Origin of the sequence: Salicibibacter cibarius (genome assembly GCF_016495725.1) — a bacterium.
In the GTDB taxonomy this organism is placed as follows: Bacteria; Bacillota; Bacilli; order Bacillales; family Marinococcaceae; genus Salicibibacter; species Salicibibacter cibarius.
Genome location: NZ_CP054705.1, coordinates 3,835,507 through 3,848,147, shown reverse-complemented (window position 1 = coordinate 3,848,147; position 12,641 = coordinate 3,835,507). Strand labels below are relative to the sequence as shown.

The following is a 12,641-nucleotide window of genomic DNA, read 5'->3' as shown; positions in this document are numbered from 1 at the left end:
GTGAAGAGCCTGCAATCATTCTTCGTTTCTTACGTAGTGCTTGTCGGTCAAAAAACAGATGAAAAGACCTCTCGTTGTCGATGGGTGGGGGGTCTTTCATTGGAAGGTAATAAAGTACAAACCAACTTTCTTACCTGCATAAGTGCAACTAAAGCTTTTCGCCATCAAAGCTTGGCGAAAGCCAATTTTTCTAATCAATGTTGTGTTTCATTTTACGGCCAAGCGGGAAGTTATATTTTTGAGGACACTGTTATGAACCCGATTGTTTTGCGTCTAAACGGCAACCGGCTTTTAATGGAGCGGGAAGGACGACTAATGTGCGGGGGATGGATCATGAATAATTTTTCAAGAATAGACTGCATCTATGCCATTCAATTGGTGTGTGAGGAACTTGGTGAAACAACAATTGATCAGGACACTTACGAGCATTTTAGGAACATGGTTCAGGAAAGTGAAATCATCGCTTCGTTGTTCCCTGATATTTCTAAAATAAAGGAAAAATGCGGGTGTTTTGAGCGGGCAATGCAAGAATCAATGTTAACTTCAGCGGAAAAAGGCTAGACCAACCGTATAAAAGACCTCTCGCCAATGATGCGAGAGGTTTTTAAGTGTTTTGGAGAGCTATGAATGTCGCGGAATTAATCCGCACCATTGTGATAAAAATTCGGCATAAACTTTCGTTACTTGCTTGACACTATCCAAATCTACCCATTCGTCGATTTCATGAAAGTTGCCGCCTTCCGGGCCGTAACAAGTTGCGGGGGTATCATAGTATAAATTAAAGAAGCGAGCATCGGTCGTGGACGATAAAACGTTTCGTTCAGCCGGTTGCTGTAACACGGTTTCATGAGCATCATCCAGTGTTTTGAAGAAAGGTGACTGGTCATCCATCTCAACCCCTTCGGCATGAAATCCGAAGAAAGTGATTTCCGGCGGTTGTTTGGAAAGCCACGGATCCTCGTCTGCTGCTTCCAACACCCACTCTCTCAACTCTTTTTTCACTGCGTTGATCGATTGCCCGGGGTATAATCCAACCCTTCCCTCCATCACCGCTTTCACGGGAACATTGGAAGGGAAATCCCCGGCATGAAATCTCCCGATGTTAATATCCACCGGGTGGGGCATATCTTTAAAGGCGTCATGCTTCGGACGCTCATTCATCAGCTTCTCATATTCCTGTAAAGCAGAAATGATCAATTGGCTTCTCTCCACTGCGTTCACAACTTGATTGATGTTTTTGTCTTTTAAAGCCGTGTCGATGTTGATTCGAAACCAGAGGCTTCCAACTTGGGCTTTCGCTGCTTTTAAACCGAAAGGCTCTGGGATGAGTGCGCCATCGGCTGTATACCCTTTATTCAGAGTGGCCAGCGCTCCGTTCCCTGTCCTCTCCTCATCAACGACACTTTGGATCATAAAATCAGCGCCAGGTTTATACCCTGCAGATATAATCGCTTTGTAGGCAAAGATCATAGCGGTGATGCCGGCTTTCATATCTGCTACACCCCGGCCGTACATTTTTCCGTCACGAAAAATCGGGACCCAAGGATCACTGGACCATAAAGATGTGGGTTCCGGGCTGACGACATCTACGTGTCCTTGGAAAATAAGGCTTTTCCCGATTGGAGTTGTTGGCCCGGCTTGTTTGGCAATTACGACATCACTCTCTTCATACCCCCATTCAGGAGGTGAGAAGCCCGGATGATTGGCAATTTCTTTGATATCCGGTGTAAATCGGTCCACGTCCATATTCAGTTCTGAAATCAAATAATCTGCTATATACGCCTGCAACGCTTTTTCTTTCCCGCTGACGCTCGGGAAGCGACTGATCTCCTGTAAAAAAACAATTTCTTCAGTCCATAATTCATCTATTTTTTGAGAAATAGGATTCGGTATTATCGTGTCCATGATGCGATCACCTTTCCGCCTTGGTCTCCAAACTTAATTCACTGATTCCCCCATATTTATTTGATGAAACGTCATCCATTGACGGTTGCTCTCCGGTTATTTTATTTAGCTATATCCGCCTTTCCGTGATAAAATTACTGTAGAGTTTAGGTGGTGGAATCGAAGCTGAATCGATTGGGGGAATTAACAATCGGTTGCCTGCAAGGGACGGTGATGGCAATTCATGGCCGAACAAAAACAACTTTACATTTATCATACGAACGATTTGCATAGCCAGCTGAACCAATGGCCCAAAATCGTGCATTATTTGGAAAAACAAAAACAGCATCACCAATCGCGCGGCGAAAATGCTTTGTTTTTTGATATCGGTGATCATGCCGATCGAGTGCATCCAATAACGGAAGGGACGTTGGGGAGAGGGAATATTGACTTGATGAATGACTCTCCCATTCAATATGCAACGATAGGGAATAACGAAGGGGTCACGTTTGCGAAACATACACTGGAACATCTGTACTCGCCTGCCAATTTTGACGTTCTTTTAAGCAACTTATATAACGAACAAGGAGAGCTGCCATCATGGGCCAAGCCGGCGATGACGATGGAATCGAATGGCCTTGTCATCGGAATGATTGGGCTAACGGCATCTTTTTACCCTTTTTATTATGCAATGGGGTGGGATATTCAAGACCCGCTTATGATTTTGGACAAAGAATTGCCGAAGATTCGGGAACAGGCGGATATCGTCGTGCTCCTTTCCCACTTGGGGTTATTTCGTGATGAGCAAATCGCCGCTTCCCATGATATCGATGTGATTCTGGGGTCCCATACCCACCATCGTTTAGATCCGGCTCCTGTCGTTAACGGTACGCTGATTACGCAAACCGGCAAGTTAGGCACGCATGTAGGAAAAGTACAGCTTACGTATGACACCGGGAAAAAACAAATGGCCGAGACCGCCGGGACGCTCGTATCAATGGGAGGGGTTGCCCCAAAGGCCGGGCATATCACAAAAAAATTGCAGGAATTGCAAACGGAAGCAGAACGGAACTTAAATGAAGTGGTTGCGAATCGGGAAGAACCGCTCGCCATTTCATGGACCGAGCCGTCCGCTTTCTCGACGTTTCTCGCCCGGCAATTAAGAAGTTGGTGTGGGACAGATATCGCCATGATCCATTCGGGCCTGCTGTTGGCATCGTTACGGGAAGGCAATGTCACAAAGCATGATCTGCATCGCCTTTGCCCCCATCCGGTCAATCCTTGTGTCGTCAACGTCAAAGGGCATCAACTTACGGAAGCCATCCACCAATCGTTTACGGAAAAAATGATTCATCTCCCATTAAAAGGTTACGGTTTTCGAGGGCATAAACTTGGCCGTTTAGCGTTTGCAGGGTTGGATGTTGATGTTGAAAAGTCATCGGCAGGCTTCTATCAAGTGAACGGCGTTTATTTCAAAGGCCGGGAAATTGATGAAAACGGAGATTACGAAGTGGCTACGGCTGATATGTTAACCTTTGGCACGTTGTATCCTTCTATTGCCGCCGCCAAAGATAAACGCTACTTCACACCGGAATTTATCCGTGACCTTATTACGTGGGGATTAAAAACAGAAGATACGGTATAGATAAAGTGAAACTTCCATCAGAGGTGATTTACCTCTGAATAAGGAAGTCGGCTAAAACCGTCACATCTTGTGACAACGCCGACACTAGCCCGTCCTGGGCGTCGGAACGAATCGGGGTGTTAGTCGCCCGTTTAGCCAGAAGTCAGATTTTAGATGCCAGAGGTCGGAAAAAGCATGATTTTCCGATTTCCGACGTCTGATCCCCGGAATAGCGGGCGCTTATCATCGGGATAAACGTTTAATTAAACCGCCCTTACGTTAAAAGGCATGCGCTCATACACTGGAGAGAGTATTCGGAAAGGGTGGTTCTGAGCGATGTTGGAGATGGAACCGGTAAATATAGATGGTGTAGGCTTTCAGGCGGTGACGATGAAACTGCCGAAAACGAATTTTATGGCCGTGGCCAATGATGTCGGCTATATTATGTGCGGCGCTTTAGATGTTCAATTGCTGAATGAGAAGTTGGCTGACCGTGAAATTGTCGCCGGCCGCGCGGTCGGTGTCCGAACGGTTGACCAACTGCTTGAGGCTCCTTTGGAGTCGGTAACGCTTGCAGCTGAAGCCCGGGGCATTCACGCCGGGATGAGCGGCCGTGAAGCTTTATTGAGGATGCAGGAATAAAAGAATGCTTCTGTGCTTTGCACGGAAGCATTCAGCCAAGGAGGGCAATAGGATGAGCCGAAGTGAACAGCAATACCTTGATCTTCTCACGGATATTCTTGAAAACGGAGATCAAAAAATGGATCGGACAGGCACAGGCACGCGCTCGACTTTCGGCCGTCAGATGCGGTTCGATTTAAGCGAAGGCTTTCCGCTGATCACGACGAAACGCGTTCCCTTTTCGCTAATTAAGAGTGAACTGCTGTGGTTTATAAAAGGGGACACGAATATCCGATACTTACTGAAACATAATAATAATATTTGGAATGAATGGGCGTTCCAACGTTATGTGAAAAGTGACGATTACCAAGGGCCGGATATGGCGGACTTCGGCCGGCGTTCTTTGCAGGATGATGAATTCCGCAAGCGCTATGAAAAAGAGCTGGATACGTTTAAAGGACGCATCCTCAATGAAGATGCATTTGCCGCGAAATATGGGGACCTTGGCAATATCTACGGCCGTCAATGGCGCGCCTGGAAAACGTCGAGAGGGGAGATGATTGATCAGCTCGCAGATGTGATCGAGATGATTAAAAAAACCCCCGATTCACGGCGTCTGATCGTTTCTGCCTGGAATCCCGAAGATGTTCCAACGATGGCTCTCCCTCCTTGCCATACGTTATTTCAATTTTATGTGGCAGACGGGAAACTTTCCTGTCAGTTGTATCAACGGAGCGCAGACATGTTTTTAGGCGTCCCGTTCAACATCGCGAGTTACGCGTTACTCACCCAATTAATCGCTAGGGAATGCGGGCTTGCCCTTGGCACGTTCGTCCATACGTTGGGAGATGCCCACCTGTACCAAAACCATCTCGAGCAGGCGTGTACCCAGCTTTCACGCGAGCCGCGCGCCTTGCCGACCGTTGCTGTTGCCGGCGGGTCACGGTCTATTTTCGACTTGGAGACAGATGATATTACGTTAGAAGATTACGCACCACATTCGGCGATTCGTGCACCAATCGCTGTGTAGAGGGGGAATTCTAATGCTATCCATGATGGTTGCCCACGACCGGAACCGTGGAATTGGGAAAAATAATGCAATGCCTTGGCATTTGCCGGCAGACCTTTCTTTTTTAAAAAAAAATACAGTCGGCAAGACGATTGTGATGGGAAGGTCTACCTTTGAAGCGATTGGGAAACCGTTGCCGGAGCGACGAAACATCGTTTTAACGACGCAAAAAGACTTTGAAGTTGAGGGTATCGAAACGGTTCATGCTATTGAAACGGTTCTGGCAGAAAACGAGCGTTTGGATGAAGAGTGGGTTATTCTCGGCGGGAGTAACGTGTACGAGCAAGCTTTTCCGTATGCGGATCGGCTTTACGTTACCTATATTGATGATTCATTTGATGTTGACCGTTTTTTCCCCGCGTTTGATCAAAATGACTGGGAACTTATATGGCAAGAAAAGGGAACGAAAAATGATAAAAACCCGTATGACTATTGGTTCCGGATGTATGATCGAAGAAAGTAATATAATCTTAAACAATAAATAAGGTTAACCCGTCCTCCGCTGCATATATATATAGCAGGGAGGGGGAAGTATGGCTTTAAAATTACCGAATAACCAAAGACAGCAGCGTAAGGGAGGGCCGCTCCCTTTTCGCTATGTTTTGCTTATTTCATTTGTGATTTTTATTTTTTTAACGGCACAAGGGCTTTATTTCATTGACCAACATGTTCGTCCGGCGTTAATGACGATTGCGACAATCGAAACGCAGAGGATCTCAACGCAAGCGATTAACCAAGCGGTGTCACGGGATTTGACGGATCAGGAACACCTGGATGATCTTGTGCTGATAGAAACGACAGAAGACGGCGACATTTCATCTTTGGCTTTTGATGCGTCTGTCTATAACCAAGTTCTTGAAGATGCGATCGATCTCATCCATTCTTATTTGCAAGAAGTGGAGTCTGGGATGACGGAGGGAGAACTTCCTAGTGAATTGGAAGCGGAAATCGAGGACGCGGGGGTTGGTCGTGTGGAAGACGGCGGGATTTACAATATTCCGCTCGGAATGGCGACGAATAACGCGTTGCTTGCGCAGCTTGGGCCACAAGTGCCAGTCAGTTTTTCTGCCGTCGGTGATCCCCATGTGGATATGGAAGAACGGGTGGAAAATGTCGGGATCAATAACACGTGGCTGCGTATCGGCCTTTCCATTGAAATGGATATCCGTGTCGTCATTCCTTTTGGGACGGAGGAAGAAACGGCAACCACATTTGTTCCGGTAGGAATGGTGTTTGTGCCCGGAGATGTCCCCGATTATTATGGCGAAGGCGGCGGAATGCCTATTCCGGCCATAACCCCGAGCGGCGATGAAGAAGAAGTTGAGATGCAGGCGCCGGATGCCGAAATCGAGGATGAACCAACGGATGAGGAGGACGAAGCAAATGTACCATGATCATAAAGTTGTTAAAAATAAGCACAATCCTTTAAGGAAATGAATTTGCTAAATTAATTTAGACAAGATAATGGATTAATTTAACAACAAACTAATGTGAAAAATGTCTATAGTCCTTAACAAAAACCATTCATATTTTTGACATTTGGACATATTTTAATTATAATTTTATAAATATTCATTTTGAGGAGGTCTTTGGATGCAAGGGAGAGAACAATGGGCGACGCGTGTCGGTTTCATGCTGGCCGCTGTAGGCTCGGCCGTCGGTCTGGGAAACATATGGCGTTTCCCCTACATCGCCGGTGAGTACGGAGGCGCTACTTTTTTAATCGTCTACCTCGTCTGTATTTTAATCATCGGTTTACCTACAATGATTGCGGAGTTTTCCATTGGAAAACGGGGGCAACTTGATGCCGTTGGCTCGTTTTCCAAAACCGCGCCCGCTAAACCATGGGTCATTGGCGGTTGGTTGGGCGTTATCACGTCGTTTTTAATCGTTTCTTTCTATGCCGTGATTACGGGTTGGGTTTTATATTATATGTTCAGTTATTTGACCGGAAGTATACAGCAAGTGGAGACCGGGGGCGTTGAAGATTATTTCGGCGGGGTCGTCGGAGATGCGATTATCCCCGTGATTTGGCAATTGATTGTAATGGCTATTATTGTTGGTATTTTGTATTTCGGGGTTCAAAAAGGGATCGAACTTAGCAGTAAAATTTTCATGCCTTTGCTTGCCGTTATTCTTTTGGTTTTGGCAGGGTACGGGCTAACATTGGATGGCGCAGGGGAAGGTATGTCGTTTTTGTTCGTTCCCGATTGGAGCGCATTAGGTGATCCTTCCCTTTATTTGGCGGCTATCGGCCAAGCGTTCTTTACGCTATCCCTGGGGATGGGGATTATGGTTACCTATGGCGGCTATCTTTCAAAACAAACAGGCAATCGTTTGCCGGGCACTGCAACAAGCATCGTGCTTTTGGATACGCTGTTCGCGATTTTGGTCGCAGTGGTGATTTTTACAGCTGTATTTACGATAGGCGCCGATGCGGATCAAGGACCGACATTAATCTTCGTCGTCTTGCCGGAAGTGTTTAATCAAATGGCAGCAGGCGGGACATTCTTTGCCGTATTTTTCTTCTTCCTTGTTTTTATTGCCGGTTTGACCTCGGCCATTTCATTGGCGGAAGTCAGCATATCCTTTGCAATAAGGCAAGTAAAATTAACCAGGAAGAAAGCGGTGCTTATTGTCGGAGGGTTGATCACGTTATTGGGGATTCCTTCGGCGTTGAGCCAAGGCGGCCCGCTCAGTGATTTCACGATCGCCGGTCTGCCCTTCCTTGATTTTGTCGATGTTCTGACAGACAGCTATTTCCTCCCGATCGGCGGTTTAATTGTCGTTCTTTTCGTTGGCTGGGGATGGAAAAGCAAAGCGGCTCTTGAAGAAGCAGACTTTAAAAGTCAAGCGTTCGCAAAGATATGGCTTTTCTTGATCCGGTTTGTCGCGCCGCTCATGATCATCATTATTTTACTTGCGAACCTTTTCGGCATCGAAGCATAGGCGATCAAAACCTTTCCAAAAATAAAGCATCCGCCGTGATAAGGAATATCGCGGTGGATGTTTTTTGGTGCGGGAGCGGGAAGATAGGTGAGGATAAATTGTTGTCCCCCAAAAGATGCTTGGCCTGCTCCTAAGCGTGAGTTGCCCCTCAACGGGTGTTCGATCTGCTCCTAGAGGAACAACCAAGCGTGAGTTGCCCCTCAACGGGTGTACAATATGCTCCTAGAGTACAATAAAACGCAAATTGTCCCTCAAAAGGCGTTCGCTCCTACGATGTTCAAGTCGAGGCCGCAGACCAATTCCTCACCCCTTTTGACGCTCTTTCTTTTCCCAAGAGTTCAAGAATGGATACGGGTCAAACGACCATTCGGAATACCCATTGTCCCGATAAAGCCCATAGTGGAGATGAGGCGGGAACTTGCCTTCCGTTCCAGGCTTCCCGTAGCCGGAGCTTCCGACCTTTCCGATTTCCATCCCGGGCTCAACAATGCTGCCTTCTTCAATGCCTTCTGCGAAGCTGCTGAGATGGGCATAATAATGATACACATTATCTAAATCGCGAATGCCGATCCGCCAACCGCCGTAGGTATTCCAGCCTTTTAGTTCAACGACTCCGTACTTCGTTGCCCGCACGGGAGTGCTGTGGCCGGCAAAAATATCCGTACCTTCATGGATTCTTCTTCCTCCCCATCCACGCGTGTCGCCCCATGTGCTATGGTACGTGTAGTTGTATTCAAGAGGAACGGGAAAAGCAGTTTCATCCAAAGCAATCGTTCCGTATTCCTTAAAAAGTTTCGCGTGGCCGCTAATAATACGCACAGCTTGATCGCGTTGATAATGCTCCCATAATGCGATGCGAATATTCTCATCATCATAACCATAAGTAGAAATTTGCCTTGCCATTGTGTACAGCACATCCCGGTCTTCTTGGCGATTTGCTTCTCCATCATCATCTCCGTCAAGGCCAACACCGCCAAATATGCTGATGCGCGCCGCGTTATTATCTTCAAGATCCGGATTTAAAGCCCCTACCCACTCACGCGGAGAATAGTAAATATCAATTAGGCCTTCGCGGTCGTTCCGATCGTCGCGAGCAACATTCAATCCCCGTTCATGCGCATCGATTGCAGCGAGCCAATACCAGGGAACGTGAGTAATTCCATCCATTTCTTTATAAAGAATCATTCGCTCATGAGCTACGTCAATGGCTTCCTCATCTTCAGCGGCACTCATTTCCGGTGAAAACGTTAGTGAAAAGCTGATAACGAGTAAAAGGAGGGGGAGCGTTTTTTTGTTCATTGCACTTCTCCTCTCTGGCGTTTTCGATGTTAACGGTTGTTCCATTAGGTCAGCGACTATCTTTTATTTTGCAACAATTTCGCAGAATTATAAGCGCCAATGTTGTCTTTTATAGGGAATATCCACCATCTGTTACATTTGGAACCGTGCCGGTGGTGTGTTAAAGTAAAGGCAAAGGATGTGATCAAATGGGGGAAAAAGAAACGCACGTTCGTAAGCCGGATTGGCTAAAAATAAAATTAAATACAAATGAATCCTATAAAGGCCTTAAGAAGATGATGCGCGAAAAGAAATTACATACGGTCTGTGAAGAAGCGCGCTGTCCAAATATTCACGAATGCTGGGCCGTAAGAAAAACAGCCACATTCATGATTCTCGGTGATGTGTGTACGCGCGGCTGCCGATTTTGCGCGGTGAAAACCGGACTGCCCAATGAACTGGATTGGGGCGAACCGGAACGAGTCGCCGAGTCCGTGGAACAAATGGGATTGAAACACGTCGTCATTACGGCTGTTGCACGCGATGACCTTAAAGACGGAGGTTCAAATGTTTATGCAGAAACGGTTCGCGCCGTCCGCCGCCGCAATCCGCTTACGACGATTGAAGTATTGCCTTCGGATATGATGGGGCTGCATGACAATTTACAAACGCTTATGGAGGCGCGCCCGAATATATTGAATCACAATATTGAAACGGTCCGGCGCTTAACGAAAAAAGTTCGCGCACGCGCGACGTATGATCGTTCCCTGGAGTTTCTTCGCTATTCCAAGGAGTTGCATCCCGACATTCCGACGAAATCAAGCCTCATGATCGGCCTTGGGGAAACGCCCGAAGAAATCGAAGAAGTCATGGATGATTTGCGTGCCCACGATGTGGATATTATGACGATCGGGCAATATTTGCAGCCGACGAAAAAACATTTGGATGTGCAAAAATATTACACACCCGAAGAGTTTGCGCGTTTCAAAGAAATTGCCATGCAGAAAGGGTTCCGTCATTGCGAGGCAGGGCCTCTCGTTCGTTCTTCTTATCACGCCGATGAGCAGGTCAACAAAGCACAAGTATGGCAAGAAGCCGCGAAATACCAAGGCAGCGAGGCTTCTGTGTGAGTGGGGGGATAATCGATGGTCCAAACCCATCATCAACGGTTTGAGCTCGTCGAAGAAGCAAAAGCCGGTTGGGACGAAGAGGCCTTTTTAAAACGATACAGCGAGATTCTTGATAAGTATGATTACATTGTCGGTGACTGGGGTCATGAGCAATTGCGTCTTCGCGGTTTTTTTCATGATAATAACAAAAAAGCAAGCGTTGACACGAAAGCAAGCACCATCTATGACTACTTGTACGAATACTGTAATTTTGACTGTCCGTATTTTATCGTGAAAAAAGTTACTTAAAACCATCATCGTTTGCGCTGATGGTTTTTTGTCGTTTTGGGAGTGTTTATCATTTATGAACAGGAGATTTCACAATAATCAGCGGATTGCCTCCTTGCCCATTCAATCGTTGTTAGGTATGCTATACTTAGAAGATGATCAGACTTAGTGCGTAGAAGGGGTGTTAATGTTGAAGGTGCCGACGAAACCGTGGACATTGTTATATAAAATCAAACAGGAGACACTTCCTGTTGCGCATGAGTTTTTAAATGAATGGAAGAAAAAAGCCGATGAAATTCCGGATGCGGAATTGCGGGAACAAGCGCTGGCAAGTATTGAGGAAAAAACCTTTCACTGCGAAGGTGGGACGATTTTTGGATTAGTGGCTACTGATGCTCGTCGTCGCGATGTGATTCGTTTTATCGTCGCGTATCAGACGATTAGTGACTATTTGGACAACCTTTGCGATCGAAGCACATCTTTGGAAGAACGGGATTTTCGCTCCCTCCATCGTTCCATGTACCATGCCTTAACACCGGGGGAAATACCGGATAACTATTATGAGTTTCGTGATGAGCAGGAGGATGGTGGCTATTTAGCCTCTCTCGTTAAGACGTGCCAGGATGCTTTGAAAACGCTTCCTGGATTTGAGGATGCCCAGGATGCTATGCGGCAATTATCTGCTGTTTATTGTGATCTGCAAGTGTACAAACATATTGATGAAAATGAGCGGGAGGAAAAGTTAGAAGACTGGTTTGCAAGACATAAGCAGGATCTTCCTCCTATGACATGGTATGAATTTTCCGCTTGTGCCGGGTCTACACTAGGGATATTTTGCCTTGCCGCTTATGCTTCCAAGCGGAAAATGATTGCCCAAGAAGTGGAGGAAATCAAAGGCGCCTATTTTCCCTGGGTTCAAGGTCTTCATATCATGCTCGATTATTTTATCGATCAAGTAGAGGATCGGCAAGAAGGAGACTTGAATTTTGTCTTTTACTATGAAAATGAAGAACAAATGGTGGAGCGTTTTCGGTATATTAAAGAGAATGCCGAGCACAGCGTTCAGGAATTGCCGGACGCAAAATTTCATCAGATGATCAACAAAGGGTTGCTCGCTTTGTATCTTTCGGATAAAAAAGTGCAGGAAAATAAGGAATTGAAAAGAACGGCAAAACGGTTTATCCGTTTCGGTGGCTTGCCGACGGCGTTCTTTTATTTAAATCGTGGCAAGGTGGCTAGGCAACCGTCTTAAGCGTCTGAAAAAATTAATTGTCCTCACCGGATGTGGTGAGGGCAATTTAACGTTTATTTGGCAGGTAAAAAAGTATAAATCAACTTTCTTACCTGCATAAGTTGGGCTAAGGTTTTCGCCATCAAAGCTTGGCAAAAAGCCAAGTTTTCTAACGGCGAACATCGTTATCATCGTCTTTGCTGGAGTGGACCTTGTGGGTTTGGGTATTTGGAAAAAGACGGCCTCCACCGGCGTGTAGCTCGCGGTTTTCGTAAATGAAAGGAGACGTCATTTGCTGTCCGGGTCTCCACGGGGATGATTTTCCGATCGTTCCTTCGAAAGGTGTTCCATAAGGACCTTCCGCTAATTCTTCTGATATTAGGTCATTTTCTTGTGACTCAACCGACTCAAAATCACGATACTTGCCGGTATTATTTTTTCGCGGCATTTATTTCACTCCCTTGCAACCGTTTTTTTGCCAGGTGGTAAGCGCCCGTCATTCCAGAGGCCAGAAAATACCTTTTCAGGAAGTCAAGGATGATCTTCCGACTTCTGGCTTCGGACGTCTGACTTCCGGATTTATACTAT

Annotated in this window: 13 protein-coding genes; 10 read left to right on the top strand and 3 right to left on the bottom strand. The window is 46.3% G+C overall.

Going from position 1 to position 12,641, the window contains the following annotated elements:
- The gene (locus HUG15_RS19390; RefSeq protein ID WP_211202273.1) at positions 1 to 561 is read left to right on the top strand and encodes a hypothetical protein; all 561 of its coding nucleotides are present in this window, start codon (positions 1 to 3) and stop codon (positions 559 to 561) included.
- Between the two features lie 60 nt (positions 562 to 621).
- Here HUG15_RS19390 and HUG15_RS19385 read toward each other — a convergent pair whose 3' ends face one another.
- Positions 622 to 1,905 carry an ArgE/DapE family deacylase gene (locus tag HUG15_RS19385; protein ID WP_200124921.1) on the bottom strand — a complete coding sequence of 428 codons (1,284 nt, stop codon included), beginning with the start codon at positions 1,903 to 1,905 and terminating at the stop codon, positions 622 to 624.
- Positions 1,906 to 2,128: 223 nt separating this feature from the next.
- Between HUG15_RS19385 and HUG15_RS19380 the strand changes: the two genes are divergently transcribed.
- From HUG15_RS19380 to HUG15_RS19355, 6 genes are all read left to right on the top strand, one after another.
- A complete protein-coding gene (locus HUG15_RS19380) occupies positions 2,129 to 3,529 on the top strand; it encodes a bifunctional metallophosphatase/5'-nucleotidase (RefSeq protein ID WP_200124920.1) in 1,401 nt (466 codons plus the stop codon).
- A gap of 315 nt (positions 3,530 to 3,844) precedes the next feature.
- Positions 3,845 to 4,150, top strand: coding sequence for a YunC family protein (locus tag HUG15_RS19375; protein WP_200124919.1), 306 nt, complete (start codon positions 3,845 to 3,847; stop codon positions 4,148 to 4,150).
- A 52-nt stretch (positions 4,151 to 4,202) separates the two neighbouring features.
- Positions 4,203 to 5,159 carry a thymidylate synthase gene (locus HUG15_RS19370; RefSeq protein ID WP_200124917.1) on the top strand — a complete coding sequence of 319 codons (957 nt, stop codon included), beginning with the start codon at positions 4,203 to 4,205 and terminating at the stop codon, positions 5,157 to 5,159.
- Positions 5,160 to 5,172: 13 nt separating this feature from the next.
- Complete coding sequence (locus HUG15_RS19365; RefSeq protein WP_200124915.1) at positions 5,173 to 5,661, top strand: dihydrofolate reductase; 489 nt, start codon at positions 5,173 to 5,175, stop codon at positions 5,659 to 5,661.
- 70 nt (positions 5,662 to 5,731) lie between these two features.
- Positions 5,732 to 6,592 carry a sporulation protein YunB gene (gene yunB / locus HUG15_RS19360; protein WP_200124913.1) on the top strand — a complete coding sequence of 287 codons (861 nt, stop codon included), beginning with the start codon at positions 5,732 to 5,734 and terminating at the stop codon, positions 6,590 to 6,592.
- Positions 6,593 to 6,791: 199 nt separating this feature from the next.
- Positions 6,792 to 8,147: a sodium-dependent transporter gene (locus HUG15_RS19355; protein ID WP_200124908.1), complete on the top strand. Its 1,356-nt coding sequence runs from the start codon at positions 6,792 to 6,794 to the stop codon at positions 8,145 to 8,147.
- A 303-nt stretch (positions 8,148 to 8,450) separates the two neighbouring features.
- On the opposite strand, the gene HUG15_RS19350 is transcribed toward HUG15_RS19355, so the two are convergent.
- Positions 8,451 to 9,446 carry a M23 family metallopeptidase gene (locus tag HUG15_RS19350; protein WP_200124906.1) on the bottom strand — a complete coding sequence of 332 codons (996 nt, stop codon included), beginning with the start codon at positions 9,444 to 9,446 and terminating at the stop codon, positions 8,451 to 8,453.
- A gap of 188 nt (positions 9,447 to 9,634) precedes the next feature.
- Here HUG15_RS19350 and lipA point away from each other — a divergent pair, with 188 nt between their 5' ends.
- The 3 genes from lipA to HUG15_RS19335 all read left to right on the top strand — a co-directional run bounded on the left by lipA (position 9,635) and on the right by HUG15_RS19335 (position 12,074).
- On the top strand, positions 9,635 to 10,555 hold the full coding sequence (lipA, locus tag HUG15_RS19345) for a lipoyl synthase (RefSeq protein ID WP_200124904.1): 921 nt from the start codon (positions 9,635 to 9,637) through the stop codon (positions 10,553 to 10,555).
- Between the two features lie 15 nt (positions 10,556 to 10,570).
- Positions 10,571 to 10,843: a YutD family protein gene (locus tag HUG15_RS19340; protein WP_200124902.1), complete on the top strand. Its 273-nt coding sequence runs from the start codon at positions 10,571 to 10,573 to the stop codon at positions 10,841 to 10,843.
- A 169-nt stretch (positions 10,844 to 11,012) separates the two neighbouring features.
- On the top strand, positions 11,013 to 12,074 hold the full coding sequence (locus tag HUG15_RS19335) for a tetraprenyl-beta-curcumene synthase family protein (protein WP_200129062.1): 1,062 nt from the start codon (positions 11,013 to 11,015) through the stop codon (positions 12,072 to 12,074).
- 148 nt (positions 12,075 to 12,222) lie between these two features.
- Here the strand turns inward: HUG15_RS19335 and HUG15_RS19330 are convergent, their stop codons facing one another.
- Positions 12,223 to 12,501, bottom strand: coding sequence for a hypothetical protein (locus HUG15_RS19330; RefSeq protein ID WP_200124901.1), 279 nt, complete (start codon positions 12,499 to 12,501; stop codon positions 12,223 to 12,225).
- Positions 12,502 to 12,641: the final 140 nt, after the last annotated feature.

What these genes read in the sequence shown, in the direction of transcription:
- HUG15_RS19385 (WP_200124921.1), bottom strand. Translation starts at nt 1,905, where the DNA reads ATGGACACGATAATACCGAATCCTATTTCTCAAAAAATAGATGAATTA.
- HUG15_RS19380 (WP_200124920.1), top strand. Translation starts at nt 2,129, where the DNA reads ATGGCCGAACAAAAACAACTTTACATTTATCATACGAACGATTTGCAT.
- HUG15_RS19375 (WP_200124919.1), top strand. Translation starts at nt 3,845, where the DNA reads ATGTTGGAGATGGAACCGGTAAATATAGATGGTGTAGGCTTTCAGGCG.
- HUG15_RS19370 (WP_200124917.1), top strand. Translation starts at nt 4,203, where the DNA reads ATGAGCCGAAGTGAACAGCAATACCTTGATCTTCTCACGGATATTCTT.
- HUG15_RS19365 (WP_200124915.1), top strand. Translation starts at nt 5,173, where the DNA reads ATGCTATCCATGATGGTTGCCCACGACCGGAACCGTGGAATTGGGAAA.
- yunB (WP_200124913.1), top strand. Translation starts at nt 5,732, where the DNA reads ATGGCTTTAAAATTACCGAATAACCAAAGACAGCAGCGTAAGGGAGGG.
- HUG15_RS19355 (WP_200124908.1), top strand. Translation starts at nt 6,792, where the DNA reads ATGCAAGGGAGAGAACAATGGGCGACGCGTGTCGGTTTCATGCTGGCC.
- HUG15_RS19350 (WP_200124906.1), bottom strand. Translation starts at nt 9,446, where the DNA reads ATGAACAAAAAAACGCTCCCCCTCCTTTTACTCGTTATCAGCTTTTCA.
- lipA (WP_200124904.1), top strand. Translation starts at nt 9,635, where the DNA reads ATGGGGGAAAAAGAAACGCACGTTCGTAAGCCGGATTGGCTAAAAATA.
- HUG15_RS19340 (WP_200124902.1), top strand. Translation starts at nt 10,571, where the DNA reads ATGGTCCAAACCCATCATCAACGGTTTGAGCTCGTCGAAGAAGCAAAA.
- HUG15_RS19330 (WP_200124901.1), bottom strand. Translation starts at nt 12,501, where the DNA reads ATGCCGCGAAAAAATAATACCGGCAAGTATCGTGATTTTGAGTCGGTT.